The 22,540-nt window shown below is 70.3% G+C and carries 23 protein-coding genes; 13 read left to right on the forward strand and 10 right to left on the reverse strand.

The window, feature by feature from the left end; genetic code table 11:
- Positions 1-74 precede the first annotated feature (74 nt).
- The gene (gene ccrA / locus PKD06_RS03510) at positions 75-1,343 is read right to left on the reverse strand and encodes a crotonyl-CoA carboxylase/reductase (protein WP_324377646.1); all 1,269 of its coding nucleotides are present in this window, start codon (positions 1,341-1,343) and stop codon (positions 75-77) included.
- Between the two features lie 174 nt (positions 1,344-1,517).
- Between ccrA and PKD06_RS03515 the strand changes: the two genes are divergently transcribed.
- From PKD06_RS03515 to PKD06_RS03530, 4 genes are all read left to right on the forward strand, one after another.
- Positions 1,518-3,557 carry a protein meaA gene (locus PKD06_RS03515; RefSeq protein ID WP_324377648.1) on the forward strand — a complete coding sequence of 680 codons (2,040 nt, stop codon included), beginning with the start codon at positions 1,518-1,520 and terminating at the stop codon, positions 3,555-3,557.
- A gap of 68 nt (positions 3,558-3,625) precedes the next feature.
- The gene (locus PKD06_RS03520) at positions 3,626-3,805 is read left to right on the forward strand and encodes a hypothetical protein (protein WP_324377650.1); all 180 of its coding nucleotides are present in this window, start codon (positions 3,626-3,628) and stop codon (positions 3,803-3,805) included.
- A gap of 81 nt (positions 3,806-3,886) precedes the next feature.
- Positions 3,887-5,080, forward strand: coding sequence for a benzoate/H(+) symporter BenE family transporter (locus PKD06_RS03525; RefSeq protein ID WP_324377652.1), 1,194 nt, complete (start codon positions 3,887-3,889; stop codon positions 5,078-5,080).
- 41 nt (positions 5,081-5,121) lie between these two features.
- Complete coding sequence (locus PKD06_RS03530; RefSeq protein ID WP_324377654.1) at positions 5,122-5,430, forward strand: hypothetical protein; 309 nt, start codon at positions 5,122-5,124, stop codon at positions 5,428-5,430.
- 3 nt (positions 5,431-5,433) lie between these two features.
- Here PKD06_RS03530 and PKD06_RS03535 read toward each other — a convergent pair whose 3' ends face one another.
- The 4 genes from PKD06_RS03535 to PKD06_RS03550 form a co-directional block, all read right to left on the reverse strand.
- Positions 5,434-6,597 (reverse strand): aminotransferase class V-fold PLP-dependent enzyme, encoded by a 1,164-nt coding sequence (locus PKD06_RS03535; RefSeq protein ID WP_324377656.1) that lies wholly within the window; start codon positions 6,595-6,597, stop codon positions 5,434-5,436.
- 11 nt (positions 6,598-6,608) lie between these two features.
- Positions 6,609-6,980 carry a response regulator gene (locus PKD06_RS03540; RefSeq protein ID WP_324377657.1) on the reverse strand — a complete coding sequence of 124 codons (372 nt, stop codon included), beginning with the start codon at positions 6,978-6,980 and terminating at the stop codon, positions 6,609-6,611.
- Positions 6,980-7,549: a hypoxanthine phosphoribosyltransferase gene (gene hpt, locus PKD06_RS03545; protein WP_324377659.1), complete on the reverse strand. Its 570-nt coding sequence runs from the start codon at positions 7,547-7,549 to the stop codon at positions 6,980-6,982. Before hpt ends, PKD06_RS03540 begins: the two co-directional genes overlap by 1 nt.
- A gap of 62 nt (positions 7,550-7,611) precedes the next feature.
- Complete coding sequence (locus PKD06_RS03550) at positions 7,612-8,349, reverse strand: zinc-ribbon domain-containing protein (protein ID WP_324377661.1); 738 nt, start codon at positions 8,347-8,349, stop codon at positions 7,612-7,614.
- Positions 8,350-8,406: 57 nt separating this feature from the next.
- Here PKD06_RS03550 and PKD06_RS03555 point away from each other — a divergent pair, with 57 nt between their 5' ends.
- The 5 genes from PKD06_RS03555 to PKD06_RS03575 all read left to right on the forward strand — a co-directional run bounded on the left by PKD06_RS03555 (position 8,407) and on the right by PKD06_RS03575 (position 12,140).
- The gene (locus PKD06_RS03555; protein WP_324377663.1) at positions 8,407-9,093 is read left to right on the forward strand and encodes an ATP-binding cassette domain-containing protein; all 687 of its coding nucleotides are present in this window, start codon (positions 8,407-8,409) and stop codon (positions 9,091-9,093) included.
- The gene (locus PKD06_RS03560) at positions 9,090-10,034 is read left to right on the forward strand and encodes an ABC transporter permease (RefSeq protein WP_324377665.1); all 945 of its coding nucleotides are present in this window, start codon (positions 9,090-9,092) and stop codon (positions 10,032-10,034) included. The genes PKD06_RS03555 and PKD06_RS03560 overlap by 4 nt, the downstream gene beginning before the upstream one ends.
- Before the next feature lie 52 nt (positions 10,035-10,086).
- Entirely contained in the window at positions 10,087-10,806 is a 720-nt protein-coding gene (locus PKD06_RS03565) for a YdcF family protein (RefSeq protein WP_324377667.1), read from the forward strand.
- 34 nt (positions 10,807-10,840) lie between these two features.
- Positions 10,841-11,593 (forward strand): lysophospholipid acyltransferase family protein, encoded by a 753-nt coding sequence (locus tag PKD06_RS03570; protein ID WP_324377669.1) that lies wholly within the window; start codon positions 10,841-10,843, stop codon positions 11,591-11,593.
- Between the two features lie 172 nt (positions 11,594-11,765).
- Positions 11,766-12,140, forward strand: a complete 375-nt coding sequence (locus PKD06_RS03575) for a hypothetical protein (protein ID WP_324377671.1) — start codon at positions 11,766-11,768, stop codon at positions 12,138-12,140.
- Between the two features lie 21 nt (positions 12,141-12,161).
- Here PKD06_RS03575 and PKD06_RS03580 read toward each other — a convergent pair whose 3' ends face one another.
- A complete protein-coding gene (locus tag PKD06_RS03580) occupies positions 12,162-12,689 on the reverse strand; it encodes a gamma-glutamylcyclotransferase (RefSeq protein ID WP_324377673.1) in 528 nt (175 codons plus the stop codon).
- A 95-nt stretch (positions 12,690-12,784) separates the two neighbouring features.
- On the opposite strand from PKD06_RS03580, the gene PKD06_RS03585 reads away from it, so the two are divergent.
- On the forward strand, positions 12,785-13,816 hold the full coding sequence (locus PKD06_RS03585; protein WP_324377675.1) for a DUF2125 domain-containing protein: 1,032 nt from the start codon (positions 12,785-12,787) through the stop codon (positions 13,814-13,816).
- Here PKD06_RS03585 and PKD06_RS03590 read toward each other — a convergent pair.
- The 3 genes from PKD06_RS03590 to PKD06_RS03600 form a co-directional block, all read right to left on the reverse strand.
- Entirely contained in the window at positions 13,725-15,989 is a 2,265-nt protein-coding gene (locus PKD06_RS03590) for an anthranilate synthase component I (RefSeq protein ID WP_324377677.1), read from the reverse strand. The two genes, PKD06_RS03585 and PKD06_RS03590, sit on opposite strands and share 92 nt — an antisense overlap.
- A 195-nt stretch (positions 15,990-16,184) precedes the next feature.
- A complete protein-coding gene (locus tag PKD06_RS03595) occupies positions 16,185-17,171 on the reverse strand; it encodes a prephenate/arogenate dehydrogenase family protein (protein ID WP_324377679.1) in 987 nt (328 codons plus the stop codon).
- Between the two features lie 41 nt (positions 17,172-17,212).
- Entirely contained in the window at positions 17,213-18,322 is a 1,110-nt protein-coding gene (locus PKD06_RS03600; protein ID WP_324377680.1) for a histidinol-phosphate transaminase, read from the reverse strand.
- A gap of 147 nt (positions 18,323-18,469) precedes the next feature.
- Here PKD06_RS03600 and PKD06_RS03605 point away from each other — a divergent pair, with 147 nt between their 5' ends.
- Positions 18,470-19,699 carry an MFS transporter gene (locus PKD06_RS03605; RefSeq protein WP_324377682.1) on the forward strand — a complete coding sequence of 410 codons (1,230 nt, stop codon included), beginning with the start codon at positions 18,470-18,472 and terminating at the stop codon, positions 19,697-19,699.
- A gap of 3 nt (positions 19,700-19,702) precedes the next feature.
- On the opposite strand, the gene PKD06_RS03610 is transcribed toward PKD06_RS03605, so the two are convergent.
- Positions 19,703-20,491, reverse strand: coding sequence for a chorismate mutase (locus PKD06_RS03610; protein WP_324377684.1), 789 nt, complete (start codon positions 20,489-20,491; stop codon positions 19,703-19,705).
- Positions 20,492-20,646: 155 nt separating this feature from the next.
- Between PKD06_RS03610 and PKD06_RS03615 the strand changes: the two genes are divergently transcribed.
- Together PKD06_RS03615 and metW are read left to right on the forward strand one after the other, a co-directional pair.
- Complete coding sequence (locus PKD06_RS03615) at positions 20,647-21,828, forward strand: homoserine O-acetyltransferase (RefSeq protein ID WP_324377686.1); 1,182 nt, start codon at positions 20,647-20,649, stop codon at positions 21,826-21,828.
- Positions 21,829-21,845: 17 nt separating this feature from the next.
- Positions 21,846-22,511, forward strand: a complete 666-nt coding sequence (gene metW / locus PKD06_RS03620) for a methionine biosynthesis protein MetW (protein ID WP_324377747.1) — start codon at positions 21,846-21,848, stop codon at positions 22,509-22,511.
- Positions 22,512-22,540 lie beyond the last annotated feature (29 nt).

Genomic DNA, 22,540 nt, shown 5'->3' on the forward strand with positions numbered 1-22,540 from the left:
GTGAAACGGGGGAGGGGGACCATGCGAAGCATGGTGGAGGGGGCGCCCCGCGACATCCGCGAATGAGCGGAACGTTACGTCCCGCTCAGTTCCGTCACGTCCTCGAAGCTTCGCAGGCCGGGTTTCTGCGCGTTGACCAGCACCGCCATGTTGCCGGGCAGGTGCTGGTTCTTCCACATCTTGGTGTGCGCGAGCGGGATCTCCTTCCAGGGCAGGACCTCGCTCATGCAGGGATCGATGCGCCGGTCGAGGACGAAGCGGTTCGCCATGGTCGCCTGTTTGAGATGCGCGAAATGCGAGCCCTGGATGCGCTTCTGCCGCATCCAGACGTAGCGGGCGTCGAAGGTGATGTTGAAGCCGGAGGTGCCGGCGCAGAACACCACCATGCCGCCGCGCTTGGCGACGAGGCAGGAGACCGGGAAGGTCGCCTCGCCCGGGTGCTCGAAGACGATGTCGACGTCCTTCTTGCCGGTGATGTCCCAGATCGCCTTGCCGAACTTGCGGGCTTCCTTGGTCCATTCGGCATATTCCGGCGAGTTGACCTTCGGGAGCTGGCCCCAGCAGTTGAAGTCCTTGCGGTTGATGACGCCCTTGGCGCCGAGGCCGAGCACGTAGTCCTTCTTGGTCGGGTCCGAGATGACGCCGATGGCGTTGGCCCCGGCCGCCGCGCAGATCTGCACGCCGAAGACGCCGAGCCCGCCCGAGGCACCCCAGACGAGGACGTTCTGGCCCGGCTGGAGGCGGTGGCCCTGGTGGCCGTAGAGCATGCGGAAGGCGGTCGCGAGGGTCAGCGTGTAGCAGGCGCTCTCCTCCCAGGTGAGATGCTTCGGGCGCTCCAGGAGCTGGCGCGACTGCACCCGGCAGAACTGGCCGAAGGAGCCGTCCGGCGTCTCGTAGCCCCAGATGCGCTGGGACGGCGACAGCATCGGGTCGCCCCCGTTGCATTCCTCGTCGTCGCCGTCGTCCTGGTTGCAATGGACGACCACCTGGTCGCCGACCTTCCAGCGCTTCACCTTGGAGCCGACCGCCCAGACGATGCCGGAGGCGTCCGAGCCGGCCACGTGATAGGGCGCCTTGTGCACGTCGAAGGGGGAGATGGGCTCGCCGAGCCCGGCCCAGACGCCGTTATAGTTCACGCCAGCCGCCATCACGAGGAGCAGGACCTCGTCGTCGCCGATGGTCCAGGTGGGGACCACTTCGAGCTGCATCGACTGCTCCGGCGGCCCGTGCCGTTCCCGGCGGATGGCCCAGGCATGCATCTTCTCGGGGACATGGCCGAGGGGCGGAATCTCGCCGATCGCGTAGAGATCCTTCGGTTCGCTCGTCTTCGCCTTGCTGGACACTGGTCGATCCCCCGGGATTTGTCTTGGATGCGGCGATACCTAGCCTGTTTTCTCGCGATGCAGCAATGCGCCGAAAGATGACGGGCCGGACTTCCTTGTCACGCGCGTTTTCCGCTCGACCTTCCGGCTCCCGCAATGCACAATGGCATTGCCCCCATCCGACCGGAGCCCCTGATGGACCCCGTTCAGCGCGAGCGTGACAAGCCCTGGCTGTTCCGCACCTATGCCGGCCACTCGACGGCGGCGGAATCGAACGCCCTCTACCGCTCGAACCTCGCGCGGGGGCAGACGGGCCTGTCGGTCGCCTTCGACCTGCCGACCCAGACGGGCTACGACCCGGACCACGAGCTGGCGCGCGGGGAGGTCGGCAAGGTGGGCGTGTCGATCGCGCATCTGGGCGACATGCGGACCCTGTTCGACAAGATCCCGCTCGCCACTATGAACACCTCGATGACGATCAACGCGCCGGCGGCCTGGCTGCTTGCGCTCTACGTCGCGACGGCGGAGGAGCAGGGGGCCGACCGGCGCGTCCTCCAGGGCACGACGCAGAACGACATCATCAAGGAATATCTCTCGCGCGGCACCTACGTCTTCCCGCCCGCGCCCTCGATGCGGCTCATCAAGGACACGATTCTCTTCACGACGGCCGAGATGCCGAAGTGGAACCCGATGAACGTCTGCTCCTACCACCTCCAGGAGGCGGGAGCGACGCCGGTCCAGGAACTGGCCTTCGCCCTCGCGACGGCGGTCGCGGTGCTCGACACGGTGAAGGCGTCGGGCGAAGTGGACGAGAAGGTCTTCGCGGATGCGGTCTCGCGCATCTCGTTCTTCGTCAATGCGGGGCTGCGCTTCGTCACCGAGATCGCCAAGATGCGCGCCTTCAGCGAGCTGTGGGACGAGATCACGCGCGAGCGCTACGGGGTCGCCGACCCGAAGAAGCGCCTCTTCCGCTACGGCGTGCAGGTGAACTCGCTCGGCCTGACCGAGCAGCAGCCCGAAAACAACGTCCATCGCATCCTGATCGAGATGCTGGCCGTGACGCTCTCGAAGAAGGCCCGCGCCCGCGCCGTGCAGCTTCCGGCCTGGAACGAGGCGCTCGGCCTGCCGCGCTCCTGGGACCAGCAATGGTCGCTGCGCATGCAGCAGATCCTCGCCTACGAGACCGATCTCCTCGAGAATGACGACCTCTTCGACGGCTCGGTCGTGATGGAGAGGAAGGTCGAGGCGCTGAAGGACGCCGCGCGCGCGGAACTCGACCGGATCGGGCGCGAGGGCGGGGCGATCGCGGCGGTGGAATCGGGCAGCCTCAAGCGCGCCCTCGTGGAGTCCAACGCCCGGCGCATCTCCAAGGTCGAGACGGGCGAGCAGATCGTCGTCGGCGTGAACCGCTTCACCGAGGCGGAAGCCTCGCCGCTGACGGCGGGGGAGGGCATCTTCCTCTCCGTCCCCGAGACGGTCGAGATGGAGGCGGTGGCCCGGATCAAGGCGTGGCGCTCGGGGCGCGATTCGAAGGCGGTCGAGGCGGCCCTGTCCGATCTCGCCGCGGCCGCCCGCGAGGATCGCAACGTCATGCCCGCCTCGATCGCGGCCGCGAAGGCGGGCGTCACGACCGGCGAATGGGGCGAGACCCTGCGCGAGGTCTTCGGGCAGTACCGGGCGCCGACCGGCGTCACGATCGAGACCCTGACCGCGCCGGGTACCGAGGAGGTCCGCCTCATGGTGGCCGAGCTTGCGGACAAGCTGGAGGCGACGCCCCGCGTCCTGGTCGGCAAGCCCGGTCTCGATGGTCATTCCAACGGCGCCGAGCAGATCGCGCTCCGGGCCCGCGACGTCGGCATGGAGGTCACCTATGACGGCATCCGCCAAACGCCCTCCGAGATCGTCGCCAAGGCGCGCGCCACTGACACGCACCTGATCGGCCTCTCGATCCTGTCGGGCTCGCATGTGCCGCTGGTGCGCGAGGTGATGTCGCGCCTGCGCGTCGAGGGGCTCGACCACATCCCGGTCGTCGTCGGCGGCATCATCTCGGTCGAGGATGAGAACGTGCTGAAGCAGCTCGGCGTGACGGCCGTCTACACGCCGAAGGACTACGTGCTCGACGACATCATGAAAGGCATGGTCGGGGTGATCGACAGGTCGCTCGCGAGACGTCGCGAGGCCGTGCCCCCGGCCCGGCTGGAGGCGCCGATGCGCGCCGCGAGCAACGCGCGCTGAGGCTTGCCGCCGACTCCACCCTCCCCGCCGCTTCGTGGGAGGAGGGTGAGCCCGAGGAGACCTGCTTCATGCGATCGCTGCTTGTCCTGTCCGGCTTCGTGGCCGCATTCTGCCTCGCCGCCGCGACCCTCTCCCCGACTCCCGCGAGCGCGGGACCCGGCGTGGGCGGCGGCTACAAGGATCAGGTCAAGTCCGGGAAGAAGCGCAGGAAGTCGAGCGAGGCGGTCTCCGCCGTGGCCGCGGGCTGAGAAGCGCCCCTGTCGGCGAAGCATGGCTGCCGCGGATGCGTGCACGGTGACGCGGTCCCGCGGCTCCCCTATGGCTCGGACATGATCCAGCCGCTCTCCGCCGGGATTCTCGCCGCCGTCGTCGGCTTCGCCTCGACCTTCGCGGTCGTCCTGAAGGGACTCGAGACCGTCGGCGCGACGCAGGCGCAGGCGGCATCCGGGCTGCTCGCGGTGCTCGTCGTGAAGGGTGGCCTGGCGGTCTGGCTCGGCTGGCGCAGCCGCATCCCGATCTCGATCGCCTGGTCAACCCCCGGCGCTGCTCTCCTCGCGGCGAGTTCCCTGCCCGTGGGCGGCTTCTCCGTGGCCGTGGGCGCCTTCCTGACTTCCGCGGCGCTGATCGTGCTGGCCGGCATCTGGCGGCCCTTCGGCCGGGCGGTCGAGGCGATCCCCACAAGCCTCGCGGCGGCGATGCTGGCGGGCATTCTCTTCTCCCTCTGCACCGCGCCTGTCCGGGCCGCCGCCGCCCTGCCGGCGCTCGCCTTGCCGGTCATCTTCGCCTGGGCATTCGCGCTCCGCTTCGCGCGCCCCTATGCCGTGCCCCTGGCTGTCCTGCTGACGGCGATCGTGGTCGCCCTCGCGACGCCGCTCCCGCCCGGCGCGATGGCGAGCATCGCACCGCATCCGGTCTTCGTCGCCCCGGCCTTCTCCCTCGACGCCACGATCGGAATCGCGCTGCCGCTCTTCATCGTGACCATGGCCTCGCAGAACGTGCCGGGCCTCGCGGTGCTGGCCGCGAACGGCTACCGGCCGGCCGTGGGCGCCACCTTCGTCTGGACGGGCCTCGGCTCCGCGCTCGCCGCCCTGTTCGGGGCGCATGCGATGAACCTCGCCGCGATCACCGCCGCCCTCTGCGCGGGGCCGGAGGCGCATCCGAATCCCGCCCGGCGCTGGATCGCCTCGGTGGCCTGCGGGGCGACCTATATCCTGCTCGGCCTGACCGCGGCGGCGGCGGCGGCCTTCGTCGCGGCCTCGCCGCCGCTCCTCATCGAATCGGTGGCGGGCCTTGCGCTCCTGGGCAGCCTCGCGGGGGCGCTCCAGGGAGCCATGGCGCAGGAGCGGGACCGCATCCCGGCCATCGTCACCTTCGTGACCGCGGCCTCGGGAACCTCGTTCCTGGGCATCGGCGCGGCCTTCTGGGGCCTCGTCGCCGGCGGGGTCCTGCTCGCGATCCTGCGTTTCCCTGCAGCCGGCACGGTCCTTTCCAGTACCGGAACGAACCCCGGCACCCGGCCTTGACGCTCCGAGGGCCCGCCGCGGCCGGAAAACAGGAGCTTCCCTTGAGAAAATTCGTCTTTTCAGCCTTCGCAGCCGGCCTCCTCTTCACGGCGGTGCCCGTCCTGGCGGCTCCGACGGGGGCCGGGCCGATCGCGGCGCCGGCGAGCGGCATCGAGACGATCCGCCATGTCCGCCATCATCACGCCCGGCATTATGATCGGCATCACCGCCGGTCCTATCGGCACGGAAGGCGCTATCACGCGGCGCCGCGGCGCGCCTACGCTCCCTCCCAAGCGGGCAATGCCCGCAACCCGGAGCGGCCCGTCTACCAGCAGAACCAAGGGCAGACCACGGGTGGCCCGCGCTACTGATCCTCAGGCATGCGTAGCGCGGAGCGCTTGGTCGAGGTCGCGATAGAGATCTTCGGCGCTCTCGATCCCGGTCGAGAGGCGCAGCAGGTCTGGGGGGCAGGGCGTGTCCGGTCCCTCGATCGAGGCCCGGTGCTCGATGAGGCTTTCGACTCCTCCGAGCGAGGTGGCGCGCTTCCACAGCCCGACGCGGGCGGCGGTGCCGATCGCCGCCGCCTCGCCGCCCCGGACCTGGACCGAGAGCATGAAGCCGAAGCCGTTCTCCATCTGGCGCGCGGCGACGGCGTGGCCCGGATGCTGGGGCAGGCCCGGATAGAGCACGCGCACGACGTCGGGATGGCGCGAGAGACGCTCGGCGAGGTCTTGCGCGGCTCGGGCCTGGGCGGGCGCGCGCACGTAGAGCGTCTTCAGGCCGCGCTGGAGCAGATAGGCTTCGAAGGGCCCGATGATCCCGCCCTGGCCCGAGCGGATGGTGAGGAGGCGTTGCCAGAACTCGTCCACTTTCGCGCCCGCGAGGACGCCCCCGATCACGTCCGAATGGCCGTTCAGGATCTTGGTGGCCGAATGCATCACGATGTCGGCCCCGAGCGCGAGGGGCCGCGTATGGTAGGGGGAGGCGCAGGTCGAATCGACCGCGAGGCGGGCGCCCGCGCGATGGGCGATTCCGGCCCCCGCGGCGATGTCCGTGATCGTCCAGAGGGGGTTCGAGGGCGTCTCCAGCCAGACGAGCTTCGTGCGGCCCGGCCTGACGGCGGCTTCGAGCCGGTCGAGCCGGTCCGTCTCGACGAAATCGACCTCGAGCCCGCGCCGCTTTCCCTCCGTCAGGAGCCATTTGCGGAGCGCCCAGTACATCACCGCCGGGGCGACCAGATGGTCGCCGGGATCGAGCGCCAGGAAGCAGGCTGTCGCGGCCGCCGTCCCCGAGGCGAAGAGCAGCGCGCCGGCCGGCGCCTCCTCCAAGGCCGCGATGACCGCCTCGGTGTCGCGCACGGTCGCATTGTCGGGGCGGCCGTAGACGTAGCCGGAGGAATAGGCGTTGTCCGGGTCACGCAGATAGGTGGTGGCGAGATGGAGGGGTGGCACGACCGCCTTCGTGACCGGGTCCGTGCGCCCCAGCGCCTGGGCGGCGAGGGTCGCCTTGGAAAGGCCCGCCGTGGAACTCTCGCTCATGTCCCGATCCGTCAGAAGGAAATTTCGAGGGCGCGCCGGACCGCCGCGCGCAACTCGGCGAGCGAGAAGGGCTTCGTCAGCACGTCGGTCACGACCGCTTCGAGGTCCTTGGCGCGCTCGCGCTGCTCGGCATAGCCGGTCATCAGCACGATGGTGAGGCCGGGATGGTCGCGCTTGGCGGCGAGCGCGAGGGCGATCCCGTCCATGATCGGCATGCGGATATCGGTGAGCATCAGCTCGAAGGCGCCGCCGGCCTCGCTCAGCCGGTCGAGCGCATCCGCGCCGTCGATGGCCGTCGTCACGCCGTGTCCGTCGAGTTCGAGGCCGCGCTTGAGGAAGCCCCGCACGGGCTCCTCGTCGTCGACCAGCAGGATACGCGCCATCAGGAATTGCGATCGAAGAGGTCGGGTTCCGAATCGCCGTGCGCCACCACGCCGACGAAGGGAAGCTGCCGGTAATTATGCGCCACATCCATCCCGTATCCTACCACGAACAGGTCCGGGCAGGGAAAGCCGACGAAATCGGCCTGGATCGAGACGGCGCGCTTGTTGGCCTTCTCCAGCAGGACGACGACGAAGACGCGCCGCGCGCCGCGCGCCATGAGAAGATCCTTGGCGAAGGACAGGGTGCGGCCCGATTCGAGGATGTCGTCGACGAGCAGCACGTCGCGGCCGGCGACGCTGCTCTCGATGTCGCGCAGGATCGCGACCGAGCCGCGCGAGACCGTCCCGGTGCCGTAGCTCGACAGATGGATGAACTCCACCTGCGGGCTGGCATGCTGGCGGTGCAGCGCCCGGAGGAGATCCGCCGCGAACATGAAGGAGCCCTTGAGCACGGCGACGACGAGCAGGTCGGGGGCGGTGGCGGCGACGATGGCCTTGGCGAGTTCCTCGTTGCGGCGCGCGATCGCGGCCTCGTCGAAGAGGGTGCGGACGTGGAGGGATCGATCCATGGCGCGAAACTGGCAGAAGCGTCGCGTAACGCAACCCTGCGCGGCGCCTGTCCAAAGCTCCCTCAACGGCTGGCCGAGCGGATCGCCTTGTCCTCGCGGAACATGACCTCGACCTTCCGGGCCGCGGTCGGCGGCGCCGTCAGCCGGAGACGGAAGGGCGCCGTCTCGCCGGCCTTCAGCTTGCCCTCGGCCGCCTGGGCGGACCATTTGTAGAGCGTCTCGCCGCCCTCGCCCGTGAGGGCGATCTGGAGCCAGGGGACGCTGCGGGCGAGGCGGCCGTCATTGACGATCTCGCCCGTGACTTCGAGGATCGGCGTCGTGTTCTCCAGCGTCAGGGTGGAGCGCACCTGCGCGAAGCTGAGCCCGACGAGGTTCACCGGCAGGCCGATGCCGCGATAGAGCGAGGCGGTGCCCGGCATCGCCGCGACGACGCTCTCGCGGAAGGCGAGGAGCGCCGGCGGCCCGGCGCAGATCGCCGCGAGCGCGGCGGCGCGCGCGAGCGTTCCGGGCCAGCGCCGCCGCGCCGTCCCGTGCGGGCGGCTTTCCGGCCTGCGCCGGGGAGGGGGCGTCCCGATCTTCGGCGCGGAGGGCGGCGGGGCCGGGCGGGTCTCGATCTCGATGGCGCCGGCTTCCGCCCCGCTTTCGGGGCCCGGAGGCCGGTCGAGGGAGGATTCCTCCCCGGGCGAGGCGATGAACCAGCTTTCCCGGCAGGATGCGCAGCGTACCTTACGGCCGGCCGCGCCGATTCGCCCGGCCGGGAGGTCGTAGGTGCTCGAGCAGGACGGACAGGTGATCAGCATGAGGCATTCGGCTCCCGGCGCCCATCGGAAGCCTTGGCGAGTTATGGTTAAGTCGCCGTGAATGATGTTCACTCAACCCCGCCGGTGGTCGAGCTGGAGGGGGTCGGGTTCCAGTACGGCGAAGGCGCTCCGATCCTCTCCGAGGTCTCGGTGTCGCTCGATCCGGGATCCTTTCATTTCCTGTCCGGTCCCTCGGGAGCGGGCAAGACCACGCTGATCCGCCTCGTTCTCCTCGCGGTGAAGCCGACGCGCGGCCGGCTGAGGCTCTTCGGCGAGGAGACCGATTCGCTCGGGGGCGGCGCGCTGACGCGGCTGCGCCGCCGCATGGGGGTCGTGTTCCAGGATTTCCGGCTTCTCGACCACCTGACCACCTACCAGAACGTGGCGCTGCCGCTGGTCGTGCAGGGCTACGAGGAGGCGAGCTTCCGCGGCGAGGTCGTCGAATTGCTGCAATGGGTGGGGCTCGGCGATCGCGTCGGCGTCTATCCGCCGACGCTTTCGGGAGGGGAGAAGCAGCGGGCGGCGATCGCGCGCGCGCTCATCGCGCGTCCCGAGCTGATCCTGGCCGACGAGCCGACGGGCAATGTCGACCCGCCCCTCGCGCGGCGCCTGCTGCATCTCTTCGTCGAGCTGAACCGCCTCGGCACCTCGGTCGTGCTCGCGACGCACGACGTCGCGCTGATGGACCAGGTCGATGCGGGCCGCCTCATCCTCCTCGACGGCCGTCTCTACCGCGATCCATGAGCCCGGTTCTTCCCCCCCGTCCCCCGCCCGACGCCCTGGCGCCGCTCGGCGCGCGCTTTCCGATCGTGCCGCGCGGCGCCGGCGGCGGGGCGCTGGTCGCGGTGATCGCCGCGCTCGCCTTCCTCGCCGCGCTCGCGGCGGGCACGGCCGCGCTCGTCGCGACCGGCTCGGCGCAATGGCGGGCGGCGCTCCTCGGCGAGGCGACCGTCCAGATCCGCCCGATCGGCGGACGAGACATGGAGGCCGATGTCGAGCGGGCCACGGCTCTCGCCCGGGCGACGCCGGGGATCCTGTCCGCCGAGCCCCTGTCCCGGGCCGATGCCGAGCGCCTGCTGGAGCCCTGGCTCGGCGCCGGCCTCGACCTTTCCGAACTGCCGGTGCCGCGCCTCGTGATCCTCAAGCTGGATCCCGAGGCGCGGCCGGATTTGCCCCGCCTCGCCTTGCGCCTGAAGATCGACGTGCCGGGTGCTTCCCTCGACGATCACGCCGCTTGGCTCGCGCGGCTGTCGCAGGTGACGGCCAGCATCGTCGTCCTCGCGCTTCTCGCCGTCGCGCTCGTGCTCGCGGCCTCGGCCGGCGCGATCGCCTTCGCGACGCGTGGCGCCCTTGCCGGCCATCGCGATGTGATCGAAGTGCTGCATTTCGTCGGGGCCGAGCCCGGCTTCGTCGCACGCCTTTATGCGTGGCGTTATGCGCGGATCGGGCTGGCCGGGGGCCTCGTCGGCTCTCTCGCGGCGGCGCTGCTCCTCGCCCTCGCCGTCCGCTTCTCCCTCGGCTCGGCGGGGGAGGGGGCGCTCGGCGAGGCCGATGCGCTGGCCGGCGCCCTGTCGATGGGGCCCGCGACCTATGCGGCCATCGCCGTGATCGCGCTGGCGGATGGGGCCGTCGCGGGCTTCGTGACGGCGCTCACGGTGAAACGCTTTCTCAAGACGGCAGGCTGACCTTGGCGCCCCGTGCCTTTCCGGCGCCTGATTCGCGTGTAAGCTGACGCTCATGAATTCGGGCCACGAGCTACAATGCTCGCCGGCCGGCCAGGAGGGGTCCTCGTCCGGCCGGCGCCGGCGCGTCGGCGTGGTCCTCGCGACGGCCGCCGCCGCGGCCTGCATGCTCTTTCTTTTCGGTTTCGGCGCCTTCCTCCTGTCGCTCGACCGCAAGGAGAGGGATCCCGCGGTCGTCGCGGACGCGATCGTGGCGCTGACGGGCGGGCAGGGGCGCGTCGAGGATGCGCTCGAATTGCTGGCCAAGGGCTACGGACAGCGCCTTCTGATCACCGGCGTCAATGAGCGGACGAGCCTCGAGGCCATCAAGCGGCTGAGCCCGACCTTGCGTGATCTCGTCGAATGCTGCGTCGATCTCGACTACCGGGCCCGCAACACGGTGGGCAATGCGGCGGAGATCAGCCGCTGGGCCCAGGCGAGGGGCTTCCGGTCCCTGATCGTGGTGACCTCGAACTACCACCTGCCGCGCACGCTCGCCGAACTCGACGAGGCCCTCCCGAGCGTCGTCAAGATTCCCTATGCCGTGATCGCAAGCAGGTCCGGCGAGGATTGGGAGACGCGGCTCGCGCGGGGCCGCGTGATCCTGTCCGAATATGTGAAGTTCCTCGCAGTCTCGGTGCGGACGCGGCTCGCGGGCTGGTTCGTGTCAGGCTGGGAATCGGCGAGGATGCGCCGCGACGGGGCGGCGGTGGCGGAGCGGCGGCGCGCAGGCTAAACCGCTTTCGCCTCCCTCCAGCCTCGCATCGTCAATGGTCGCCTTCCGCTCGCATCTCTTCAACGCGCTCTTCTATCTGAATCTGGTTCTCTGGCTGATCCCGGCCATCGTGACCTTCGTCCTGCCGCGCAAGGCCATCATCCGCTATGCCCAGGCATGGGGGCGGTTCAGCCTGTGGCTGCTGCGCCTGGTGGTCGGCACCCGGGTCGAGCTGCGCGGGCTCGACCGCATTCCGCCCGGCGGCCTTCTGATCGCCTCCAAGCACCAGTCGTTCCTGGAAACCTTCACGCTCGTCTTCCTGGTCGACGATCCGGTCTTCATCCTCAAGCGCGAGCTGCAATGGATTCCCATCTTCGGCTGGCTGACGGTGAAGGCGGGGATGATTCCCGTCCGCCGCGGCGGCGCGACCGCCTTCGCCGACATGAACCGCCGGGCCCGCGAGGAGGCTCGCCACGGGCGGCAGTTCATCATCTTCCCGGAAGGGACGCGCCGGGCGCCGGGCGCCCCCCCCGACTACAAGAAGGGCGTGGCCCATCTCTACCGCAATCTCGGCCTTCCCTGCCTGCCGGTCGGGCTGAATTCGGGCGTCTTCTGGCCGCGGCGGCAATATATCCGCCGCCCCGGCACGGTCGTGATCGAGTTCGGCGAGGTCATTCCCGCCGGGCTCGGCCGCGAGGAGTTCCTGGAGGCCATGACGGGCCAGATCGAGTCGATCTCCGACCGCCTCCTGGCCGAGGCGGGAGGGCTTCCGGCGAGCGCGCGGAATCTCGGCGGCGACGGGATCTGAGCAAGGCGACCGGGCGAAGCTCCCTCCCTGTCATCCCCGGCAAGGATCGCCCTGGGAATCTATCTGAGCGCACCGTTGACAAGGCGGGGGCGGATCGCCATGTTGAGAACAAATGGCGAACAGACGTACTTTATCGTGGTCGAATGCGATGCGCGAGGCAAGAGGCGAGCGGATGGCTCGCGGCTCTGTGCGCGAGGAAAGGCTGCGCTCCACCACGGGGTTGCGGCACGCCTCGCCGATGACGAGCTGGCGCGGGATATCGGGCCGGCGCTACGTGGTGGGCGTGCAGCCGCGGATCGATCCCGGCCTCGTCGATATGGACGGGGCCGTCCTGATCGCGGTGCGACGCATGGGGGACGGCACTGCGAGCGTGGTCGACGTCGCCGCGCCGGGCCCCGGGGCGACCCGGCGCTCGCGCCTGCGCTGGCTCGCCCTGATGCGCACGCGCGGCGCCACCGAGATGCATGTCCATCTCCTCGCCGAAGGCGAGGCCGAGCGCGAGGCGGTCCGCCGCGATCTCGTCGAGGGGAGGGGCGCCGGGCCGTGAAGGCGATGCGGATGGTCTCACTCAGCTCAGCTTCGTGGCAATCCCGGCGAGGACCGGGTCGCTGACGCCCAGTTCGATGAGCTGGGCATGGGTCGAGCGGACGTAGTCGGGATTGGCGCCCGAGATGCCGACGCCCTGGTGGACGAGCCGCAGCAACTCCTCCGCGGGCAGGCGGCCGGCATATTGGGGATGGGCCCGGTCGGCCACGTAGGTCACGGCCCGGACGTCGCGTCCGTCGTCGAGCCGCACGCGCAGATGGCGCTCGAGATAGACCGAGGTCGCCTGCTCGCGCTCGCGCAGATAGGCCATGGTGGCCTCGGCCCTGTCCGGTTCGACCCGGAAGGCGAGGCCCCGGCAGCGCCCGCCCCGGTCGAGCCCCAGCACCAGCCCCGGCGCCTCGGGCGTGCCCCGGTGGACATGCGAGAAGATGCAGAGCGAGCGATGATAGCCGTGGAGATTCGCCCGGTGGCTTTCGACGAAGTCGAATCCGGGCCGCCACATCAAAGACCCGTAGCCGAACACCCAAAGATCGCCGTACTCTGCGGCCATCGCACGCCTCATCGTCATGATGTCCGGCCGTCCCGGCGGCTGCGCCGCTAGCAGCCCCGGACGCCGGACTCAACACAAACGCGACAGGATATTTCGTGTCGGCAGACGCTTCCCCCCCACCTCGCCGCGCCAGCCGGCTCGGCCTCTATCTTCCCGTGGGGCTGCTTGCGCTCCTCGTGATCGGCTGGAGCGGCGCCTGGTTCGTCATCCGCGGCAGGGTGGCGTCCGGGCTCGACGAATGGATCGCGCAGGAGGCGGGCGCCGGCCGCCGCTGGACCTGCGCGGACCGGACGATTGGCGGCTATCCGTTCCGAATCGAGATCCGCTGCTCGGACTTCACGGTCGACAAGCCGGACGGGAGGACGTCGCTGGGCCGGCTGCTGGTGGTGTCGCAGGTCTATCGCCCGCGCCACGTCATCGCGGAGGCGTCGGGTCCCCTGCGGGTCACGGGCGGAGACCTGGAGGCGGAAGGAAGCTGGAAGCTTCTCCAGGCGAGCGTCATCATGGCTCCGGGCGGGTTCGACCTCGCATCGCTCGTCGCCGAGGAGCCCGTCGTGAAGATTCGCGACCCCTGGGGAATCACCGTCGACCTGTCGTCGCGCCATTTCGAGGGCCATGTCCGGCCGCAGCCCGGGGACCGCACGGCCGTCGATGTCGCGACAAGCTCGGAGGGCGCGGTGATCCCGGGCCTGGGCGAATTGATCGGCGGCTCGGAGCGGGCCGACATCATCCTGGAGATGTCGGTCACGAAGGCCCACGAGCTTCCGACGCAGCCGCTCCTCAGGAAGCTGGAAGGCTGGCGCGAAGCGGGCGGGAGCGTCGCCCTGACGAAGCTCTCGGTGAAGAAGGGCACGGCCCGCCTCGAAGGGACCGGCACCTTCGCGATCGATGCGGGGCACCGGCCCGAAGGCCAGCTCGACCTGCGGGCCGAGGGGCTCGGCGGGTTCCTCGGGCAGTTCGCGGCCGGGACCGGCGGGCTGCTCGGCGCCATTCTCGGGGGAGGGCGGGCGGAGCCCGCCGCCTCCGAGGGCGCGCTCAGGCGGCTGCCTCCGCTCCGGATGCAGGACGGCCGGGTGCTGGTCGGTCCGGTGCCGGTTCCTGGCCTTCGGCTTCCGCCTCTCTACTGACCGGCGGGCGGCTCGCGAGGAGCCGCTCGACCACCCGCGCCAGGAGTTGCATGCCGCCGTCGCCCCGTGCCGACAGGATCGATTCGGGGTGGAACTGGACGGCCGCGACCGGCAGGCTCGCATGCTCGATGGCCATGACGACGCCGTCGTCGCTGCGGCCGACCACCCGGATTGCCTCGGGAACGGTGGCGTTGCGAGCGTGGAGCGAGTGGTAGCGGCCGACGAGCAGGCGGTCGGGCAGCCCATCGAAGAAGCGGCCGCCGGCGAGCGAGATCTCCGACGCCTTCCCGTGCATCGGGATGGCGAGCTGGTCCAATTCGCCCCCGAAATGCTCGACGAGCCCCTGGAGCCCGAGGCAGACGCCGAAGATCGGCAGGTCCCGCGCGCGCGCTGCGGCGATGACCTTGGACAGGTCGAAATCGCGCGGGCAGCCCGGCCCCGGCGAGAGCACGACGAGATCGGGTGACACGCGGTCGAAGGCCGCGAGGGCTTCCGTGTGCCGGTAGGTCCGCACCTCCGCTCCGGTCTGGCGCAGGTAATCGGCGAGGTTGTGGACGAAGCTGTCCTCGAAATCGACCAGCAGCACGCGCCGGCCTTCGGCCACGCGGCGCGTCTCGGCGGCCATGTGGCCCGGCCGCGCATTCGCCCGCCCGGTGATGCTGGAGAGAAGGGCGGACGCCTTGAGGGCGCATTCCTGGTTCTCGGCCTCCGGGTCGCTGTCGAAAAGCAGCGTCGCGCCCGCCCGCACCTCCGCCGCCCCGTCCTTGAGCCGGGCCGTGCGGATGGTGATGCCGGTATCGAGATTGCCGTCGAAGGTCAGGCGTCCGATCGCCCCCGCATACCAGCGGCGGGAGGATTTTTCGTGGCTTTCGATGAAGTCCATCGCCCACATCTTCGGCGCGCCGGTCACGGTCACGGCCCAGGCATGGGTGAGGAAGGCGTCGAGCGCGTCCATCTCCGGCCGCAGCAGGCCCTCGACATGGTCGACCGTGTGGAAGAGGCGCGAATAGGTCTCGATCTGCCGCCGCGCCAGCACCCGCACCGAGCCCGGCTCGCAGATGCGCGCCTTGTCGTTGCGGTCGACATCGGTGCACATGGTCAGCTCCGCCTCGTCCTTGGCCGAGGCGAGGAGCGTCCTGATCTGGTCGGCATCCTCGAAGGCGTCGCGTCCGCGCGCAATGGTGCCGGAGATCGGGCAGGTCTCGACGCGCGAGCCGCGCACGCGCACGAACATTTCCGGCGAGGCGCCGACTAGGAACTCGCCGTCGCCGAGATTGATGAGGCAGCCATAGGGGGCGGGATTCGCCGCCGTCAGGCGCTCGAACACCGCCGAGGGCTGGTCGGGGCAGGGGGCGCGGAAGACCTGGCCCGGCACGACCTCGAAGAGATCGCCGCGCTTGAAGGCTTCCTTGGCGAGCCTCACCGTCTGCGCATATTCGCCCGGCGCGTGGTCGCAGCCCGATTCGACGCCCCCGCGCACCGTATAGGGCGCCTCGGGCGTCTCGCGCGGCAGGCCGGCCGTCGAGGCGCCGCCATGGGCGAAGTCGTAGGAGCGCCGCTCGGCCGCGCGGCGGGCATGGTCGACGAGGAGAAGCTCGTCGGGCAGGTAGAGCACCAGCTCGCGCGCATCGGCCGGCCGCGCGATCCGGCGCGTCACCGGCTCGAACTGGAAGGCGAGATCGTAGGCGAAGGCGCCGTAGAGGCCCAGATGCTCGTCCTCGCGCGCGCCGAAGAGATCGCGCAAGGCCCGCACGACGGAGAAGATCGAGGGCTGGCGGCTGCGCTCCTCCTCGCTGAATCCTCCCGGAGAGGGACGCACGCTGCCGCGCGCCAGCCTCGCATCGCTTTCGAGGCCGAGGATGTCCGGGGCTTGGCCCAGCGCCTGAGCGATCGCGGGCAGGAGGACTTCGCCGCGTCCGTTCAGCGCCTCGATCGTGAAGTCGCGCCCGATGGCGGTGAAGACGACGGCGGGGTCCGAGAAGCCCATGTCCCAGCGGGTATAGCGGCCGGGCGCCTCCATGCCGGAGGAGAAGAGCACGCCGCGGCGCGTATCGAGGCGGGGGATCAGCTCGTCGCAGGCATGGCCATAGGGCAGGGCGGTCTGCGTCACCGTGACCGTGATGCCGCCCGCGGTTTCATAAAGGTGGGTCTGGGGAGAAGGAAGAGGAGCCATGGAAGCCTCGTGAACGTGCTGCGCTCAGGAGGCGGGCCAGGGGATTCGCGCATGACCTCGACCGCCTCCGCGAGGGGCAGCCGGGTTGCAATGGTCCGGCGCGCCCCTAGACGGGGCGCCACCACCTCGATGCGAATGTGATCTCGCTGCGCATGGCCGACAGATGGCAGGCGGGAGGCGCGGCGTCAATCGGGGCTAGGCTTCCGCCTTTCCACCGCCGGGCTGCTCCGCGTGCCGGCGGCCGAAATCGGGCTCGGCCGCGTCCTGGCCCTGGTCGATGATGCCGCGGCGGATGGCGCGGGTGCGGGTGAAGAGCCGGAACAGCGTCTCCCCGTCGCCCCAGCGAATGGCGCGGGCGAGGATCGCGACGTCCTCGTTGAGGCGGCCGAGCATCTCCAGCACCGCCTCCCTGTTGTGCAGGAAGATGTCGCGCCACATCGTCGGGTCGGAGGCCGCGATGCGCGTGAAGTCCCGGAAGCCGCCGGCCGAGAACTTGATGACCTCCGACTCCGTCACCGTCTCGAGATCGGCCGCGGTGCCGACGATGTTGTAGGCGATCAGATGCGGCACGTGGCTCGTGATGGCGAGGACGCGGTCGTGATGCTCTGCCGTCATGACCTCCACATCCGCGCCCATCGCATGCCAGAAGCGATCGACGAGGCCGGTCGCCGCCGCGTCGGTCCCCTCGGGCGGCGTCAGGATGCACCAGCGGCGCTGGAACAGGGTCGCGAAGCCCGCGTCGGGCCCGGAATATTCGGTCCCCGCGACGGGATGGGCGGGCACGAGATGCACCCCGGCTGGCAGGTGCGGGCTGATCTGGGCGATGATCGAGCCCTTCACCGAGCCGACATCGGAGACGATCGCGCCCGGCTTCAGATGCGGCGCCATGGCGGCGGCCACCTCGGCGAAGGCGCCGACCGGGATGCACAGGACCACGAGATCGCAGCCGGCGATCCCGGCGATGTCGGTCGTCTGCTCGTCCCCCAGGCCGAGGGCGCGGCAGCGCCCGACCACCGCGGGATCGCGGTCGATGGCGACGACGTGGCCGGCGATGCGCCGCGCCCGGCAGGCATGGATGATGGAGGAGCCGATCAGCCCGATTCCGACCACGGCGAGACGCCGCACGATCGGCGCCTCCAGGGGAGGCCCGAGAGGGCCGCTGGCCTCGTTATCCTGGATCACCGTGAACTCCGTTGGCCGGCCCCGGAATGACGAGGCCGGCCTCAGCCTTCCATGAACTCGCGCAAAGCCGCGATGACGAGCAGGTTGGCCTCGGCCGGGCCGACCGTCATGCGCAGGCAGCGGGGCAACTCGTAGGCTTTCACCGCGCGCAGGACGAGGCCGCGCTTCGTGAGGAAGGAATCCGCATCCTGCGCCGTCTTTCCGGGCGTGTCCGGGAAATGGATCAGGAGGAAATTGCCGACGCTCGGCGTGACCTTCAGCCCCGCGGCCTCGATCTCGCGCGTGAGCCTCGGCAGCCACTCGTCGTTATGGGCGAGGGCGGCGGCGAGATGGGCGTCGTCGGCGATGGCCGCCGCGCCCGCCGCGATGGCCGGCGCGCTCACGTTGAAGGGGCCGCGGATGCGGTTCAGGGCGTCGACCACATGGGCCGGCCCCACCATCCAGCCGAGCCGCAGCCCGGCGAGCCCGTAGATCTTCGAGAAGGTGCGGGTCATCACGACGTTCGGCGACGTCAGGGCCAGCTCCAGCCCCGCGGCGTAGTCGTTGGCCCGCACATATTCCGCATAGGCCGCGTCGAGGACGAGCAGGACATGCGGCGGCAGGGCGGCATGCAGCCGCTTCACCTCGTCGAAGGGAAGATAGGTGCCCGTCGGGTTGTTGGGATTGGCCAGGAAGACGATCTTCGTCCGCGGCGAAACCTTGGCGAGGATCTTGTCGACATCGGCCGTGAGGTCCGTCTCGTCGGCGACGACGGGCGTGCCCCCGTTCGCCATGATGCCGATCTTGTAGACCAGGAAGCCGTGGCGGCTGTAGAGCCCCTCGTCGCCGGGGCCGAGATAGGCATGGGTGATCAGCGCCAGCAGCTCGTCCGAGCCCGTGCCGCAGACGATGCGGGCCGGGTCGATCCCGTAGCGCTTGCCGATCGCCGCGCGCAGCCGCGTCGCCCCGCCGTCCGGGTAGATTTCGAGCGAGGCGGCTCCCGCCTCGTAGGCTTCGATCGCCTTCGGGCTCGGGCCGAGCGGCGTCTCGTTGGAGGAGAGCTTGTAGACCTTCTCGACCCCCTCCACATGGTCGCGGCCGGGAACATAGGCGGCGATGTCGAGGATGCCGGGGCGCGGCGTCGGGATGGCTGGGGAGGCTGAGGTCGGCATGGCGTGTCGCGGAAGGAAGGCGCGCCTCCTACCCCAAAGCGCGGCCCGTGACGAGACGTCGGCCCGACTTTGCTTGACCGCCCCGGACGCGCATGCGAGCGCCCCCCGCCGGGGAGAAAGCGATTCTCCCGCGCCGGGAGGGCCGAGGTGAGCATCGCAGTGCCGAGGGGGACGGCAGGCCCCCGGGCTCTCGGGATCGCCGTCGCGGCGCTGACCGTCACGCAGGTCGCCGGCTGGGGCACGAGCTTCCACGTGGCGGCGGTCCTGTCGGACCGCCTCTCCCAGGGGTTCGGTTTCCCGCCCTCCGTCATCTTCGGTGCCGTCACCGCGATGCTCGTCGTGGCGGCCATCGCTTCGCCCCTGGCCGGGCGGCTGATGGACCGGGACGGCGCCCGGCGCTGGATGACGACCGGCTCGCTCCTCGGGGCGGGAGGGCTCCTGGCGCTCGGCTCCGCGCATGGCGCCCTTCTGTTCGGCCTCGCCTGGATCCTGTTCGGCCTCGCCATGCCGCTCGCGCTGACGCAGGGCGCCTCGATCGCCCTGGTGCAGATCGCCCCCGACCGGGCGCGGCGGGCGCTGGGGCTGCTCTACGTGCTGATCGGCTTCTCGCCGGCGATCTCCTGGCCGATCCTGATCGCGCTCGACGCCTGGCTGGGATGGCGCGGGACGCTGCTCGTCCTGGCGGGCTTCCAGGCTTTCGTCACGGCAGGGCTGCACTTCTTCTGCCTGCCGAAGGGGGGCGTGCTGGCCGATCACCCCGTCTCGCAGGGCGGCAACGCGCAGGCGCGGCCCGAGGCGCCCGCCGTTCCGGTCCGAGGGGCCTTCGCGCTGGCTGCGACCTGCTTCTCCGCCGCGGGAGTGCTCAGCTTCGGGCTTCCGCTGCACATGATCGGCATCCTGCAAGCCTATGGCCACAGCGCCACGACGGCCGTCGCCATCGGTTCGCTGATCGGCCCGGGGCAGGTCCTGGCGAGGGCCTTCGACATCCTCGGCGGCTCGCGCTTTCCGATCCTCAATGTCGGGGTCGCGTCAGCCCTCCTGATGCCGCTCGCCCTGATCGTACTTCTCCTTACCGGCGCCTCGCCGAAAGGCGCGATGGTCTTCGTCTTCGCCTACGGAGTTTCGGCCGGGCTGATGTCGGTCGTCCGGGCGGTCGCGCCGATCCGGCTGTTCGGGGCGGCGGCCTATGCCGTCATCACCGGCAAGCTCGGCGTGCCGCAGAACATGGCCTTCGCGGCGGCGCCCCTCGGCTTCTCGCTGCTGAAGGACCGCTGGGGAGCGCCCGCCGTGGCGCTGGCCGCGCTGGCCATTTCCCTTGTCGCCCTCACGAGCATCGCCATCCTGGCCGCCCGTGCGCGCCGGAGCGAGCCGCGCTGACGCTCAGGCCGGCTCCGTGGAGGGGTGGCTGCCGACGACGACGAGAGACCCGGCGCCGAGCTGCCGCCGCAACTCCTCGGCATCCGTCTCGCGAGGCGCGGCGAGGAGCACCTCATCCCCGCGCCGGGCGAGGATGCGGCAGAGGGGCGGATCGCCTTCGCCCGAAAGGCCGCTCGCCGAATAAAGCAGCGTCGAGCCGAGTCCCTCGCCGGAGACCGATTTGGCCAGGACCAGGACGGGATAGGGTGTGGGATGGCCCGGCCGCGCGACGAAGGGCAGATGCGCGATCGCCTTCGGCGCCTCCGCCGGCTCGAGAAGGCGCCACCAGGCGGCGGCGGCCGGGCCGCCGGCCACCGCGACGAGGCCGAGATCTCCTCGCGAGGCCGCGACCGCCGCGATCACCGCCTGCGGGTCCGCCTCGCCGATGAGCGGCACGGTGAAGCCGAAATGGAAGCGGGCGCTGTCGCGCATCGCCGCCGCGTCGCCCGACAGGTCGGCATGGACGGAAAAGGGCGCCTGGAGATGGGTGAAGGTCGAGATGATGATGCGCCAGATGCCCTCGACCGCATCGAAGGGAAGGCCGCCGGCATGGCGCCGCCCCATGGCGCGCATCATCGACGCCTCGCGCTCCGGCCGGAAGGCCGAGCCGGTCGAGGCCGTCCCCCCCTTGACGGCGATGAGCCGATCGATGATCCCGCCACGCGCCATGAGCAGGCCGTGCATTTCGCCGTCGATGCGGTCGATCTCCCGGCGCAGCTCGGCCAAGGCCGCTTCCTGATCCTGCCCCGCCATCGACACCGCTCCCTGCGCCATGCTCAAAAAGCGCGATGCCGGGGCCTTTAGGAGGATGAGGCAGCGATGCCAACCCGGAGGATCTTCCCGGCGCGATCGTTACATCGAACGATTTGTTGACTTTTCCGAACGAATGGCAGCATGATTTTCCCGACATGACCGAGACAGCCCTGCGCGCGGTCAGCCCGCCGACCCACCTCTCCGAGGCCAACGAGCCGACCAGCCCCGTGCAGCGTTTCGGGGCGGACGAGCCGCTCCTGCTGGATGCGGGCGTGGCCCTGGCCCCCTGGCAGATCGCCTACCAGACCTACGGGACCCTGAACGCCGAGCGCTCGAACGCGGTCCTCGTCTGCCATGCGCTGACCGGGGACCAGCATGTGGCCAACCGCAACCCCGTCACCGGCAAGCCGGGCTGGTGGGAGACGCTGGTCGGGCCGGGGCTGCCCCTCGACACGTCGCGCTTCTTCGTGATCTGCGCCAACGTGATCGGCGGCTGCATGGGCACGACGGGTCCCGCCTCGATCCATGCCGAGGGCGGACGGGTCTGGGCTCTCGATTTTCCCCTCGTCACCATCCGCGACATGGTGCGCTCCCAGGCCATGCTGCTCGACCGGCTGGGGATCGCGAGCCTCTTCTGCGTGGTCGGCGGCTCGATGGGCGGCATGCAGGTCCTGCAATGGGCCGCGAGCTATCCCGAGCGCGTCTTCTCGGCCCTGCCGATCGCGACGGGGCCGCGCCATTCGGCCCAGAACATCGCCTTCCACGAGGTCGGCCGGCAGGCCGTCATGGCCGATCCCGACTGGCGCCGCGGGCGCTATCTCGACGAGGGCGTGAGGCCCAGGAAGGGGCTCGCCGTCGCGCGGATGGGCGCGCATATCACCTATCTCTCCGAGACGACCCTGCACCGCAAGTTCGGCCGCGCCCTCCAGAACCGGGACGCGCCGACCTTCACCTTCGACGCCGATTTCCAGATCGAGAGCTATCTGCGCCACCAGGGCTCGAGCTTCGTCGAGCGGTTCGATCCCAATTCCTATCTCTATGTGACGCGGGCGATGGATTACTTCGATCTCGCGGCGGAGCACGGCGGCACGCTCGCCAACGCCTTCCGGGGTTCGCCGACGCGCTTCCTCGTGATGTCCTTCACCTCCGACTGGCTCTTCCCGACGCGGGAATCGCGGGCCATCGTGCATGCGCTCAATGCAGGGGGGGCGCAGGTCGGCTTCGTCGAGATCGAGAGCGACAAGGGGCACGACGCCTTCCTGCTCGACGAGCCGGAAATGTTCGCGGCGGCGCGCGGTTTCCTCGATGCGGCCGCCATCGCACGGGGGATCCGATGACGTCGGCGGCACCGGGAATGCAGAGGATCGCGGCGGCCCCGGCCCGCTCCGGGCCGGCCCCGCTGCTCCTGCCGGGGAGCCGCAAGGACCATCTCCTCGTGGCCGGAATGGTCGAGCCGGGCTCGCGGGTCCTCGATGTCGGCTGCGGGGACGGCACGCTGCTCGCGCTCCTGCGGGATCATCGCGGCGTCGACGGGCGCGGCATCGAATTGTCGCGCGAGGGCGTGAGCCAGTCCCTCGCGCGCGGCCTCGCGGTGATCCAGGGCGATGCCGATACCGACCTCGCCGATTATCCCGACGATGTTTTCGACTATGTGATCCTGTCCCAGACGATCCAGGCCACGCGCCAGCCGCGCCTCGTGCTCGAGCACATGCTGCGCATCGGGCGCCGCGCCATCGTCTCCTTCCCGAATTTCGGCCATTGGCGCGTGCGCTGGGAACTCGCCGGGCGCGGCAGGATGCCGATCACGGACAACCTGCCGCAAAGCTGGTACGACACGCCCAACATCCATTTCTGCACGATGCGCGACTTCGTCGGGCTGTGCCGGGAGCTGGGGGCGACCATCGAGCAGGCCCATGCCCTCGATGCCGGCGGCCACCCGGTGCGCTTCAGCTTGCCCTGGTGGGTCTGGAACCTGTTCGGCCAGCAGGGCGTCTTCCTGCTGCGCCGGAAATCGGGCTGATCGGGGCGGTCCGGCCGGGCCGCCGCGAG

Source organism: Enterovirga sp. (assembly GCF_035325185.1).
Taxonomy (GTDB): Bacteria; Pseudomonadota; Alphaproteobacteria; order Rhizobiales; family Beijerinckiaceae; genus Enterovirga.

Coding starts and splice junctions, on each gene's coding strand:
- PKD06_RS03515 (WP_324377648.1), top strand. CDS start 1,518: ATGGACCCCGTTCAGCGCGAGCGTGACAAGCCCTGGCTGTTCCGCACC.
- PKD06_RS03520 (WP_324377650.1), top strand. CDS start 3,626: ATGCGATCGCTGCTTGTCCTGTCCGGCTTCGTGGCCGCATTCTGCCTC.
- PKD06_RS03525 (WP_324377652.1), top strand. CDS start 3,887: ATGATCCAGCCGCTCTCCGCCGGGATTCTCGCCGCCGTCGTCGGCTTC.
- PKD06_RS03535 (WP_324377656.1), bottom strand. CDS start 6,597: ATGAGCGAGAGTTCCACGGCGGGCCTTTCCAAGGCGACCCTCGCCGCC.
- PKD06_RS03540 (WP_324377657.1), bottom strand. CDS start 6,980: ATGGCGCGTATCCTGCTGGTCGACGACGAGGAGCCCGTGCGGGGCTTC.
- hpt (WP_324377659.1), bottom strand. CDS start 7,549: ATGGATCGATCCCTCCACGTCCGCACCCTCTTCGACGAGGCCGCGATC.
- PKD06_RS03550 (WP_324377661.1), bottom strand. CDS start 8,349: ATGCTGATCACCTGTCCGTCCTGCTCGAGCACCTACGACCTCCCGGCC.
- PKD06_RS03560 (WP_324377665.1), top strand. CDS start 9,090: ATGAGCCCGGTTCTTCCCCCCCGTCCCCCGCCCGACGCCCTGGCGCCG.
- PKD06_RS03565 (WP_324377667.1), top strand. CDS start 10,087: ATGAATTCGGGCCACGAGCTACAATGCTCGCCGGCCGGCCAGGAGGGG.
- PKD06_RS03570 (WP_324377669.1), top strand. CDS start 10,841: ATGGTCGCCTTCCGCTCGCATCTCTTCAACGCGCTCTTCTATCTGAAT.
- PKD06_RS03575 (WP_324377671.1), top strand. CDS start 11,766: ATGGCTCGCGGCTCTGTGCGCGAGGAAAGGCTGCGCTCCACCACGGGG.
- PKD06_RS03580 (WP_324377673.1), bottom strand. CDS start 12,689: ATGGCCGCAGAGTACGGCGATCTTTGGGTGTTCGGCTACGGGTCTTTG.
- PKD06_RS03590 (WP_324377677.1), bottom strand. CDS start 15,989: ATGGCTCCTCTTCCTTCTCCCCAGACCCACCTTTATGAAACCGCGGGC.
- PKD06_RS03600 (WP_324377680.1), bottom strand. CDS start 18,322: ATGCCGACCTCAGCCTCCCCAGCCATCCCGACGCCGCGCCCCGGCATC.
- PKD06_RS03610 (WP_324377684.1), bottom strand. CDS start 20,491: ATGGCGGGGCAGGATCAGGAAGCGGCCTTGGCCGAGCTGCGCCGGGAG.
- PKD06_RS03615 (WP_324377686.1), top strand. CDS start 20,647: ATGACCGAGACAGCCCTGCGCGCGGTCAGCCCGCCGACCCACCTCTCC.
- metW (WP_324377747.1), top strand. CDS start 21,846: ATGCAGAGGATCGCGGCGGCCCCGGCCCGCTCCGGGCCGGCCCCGCTG.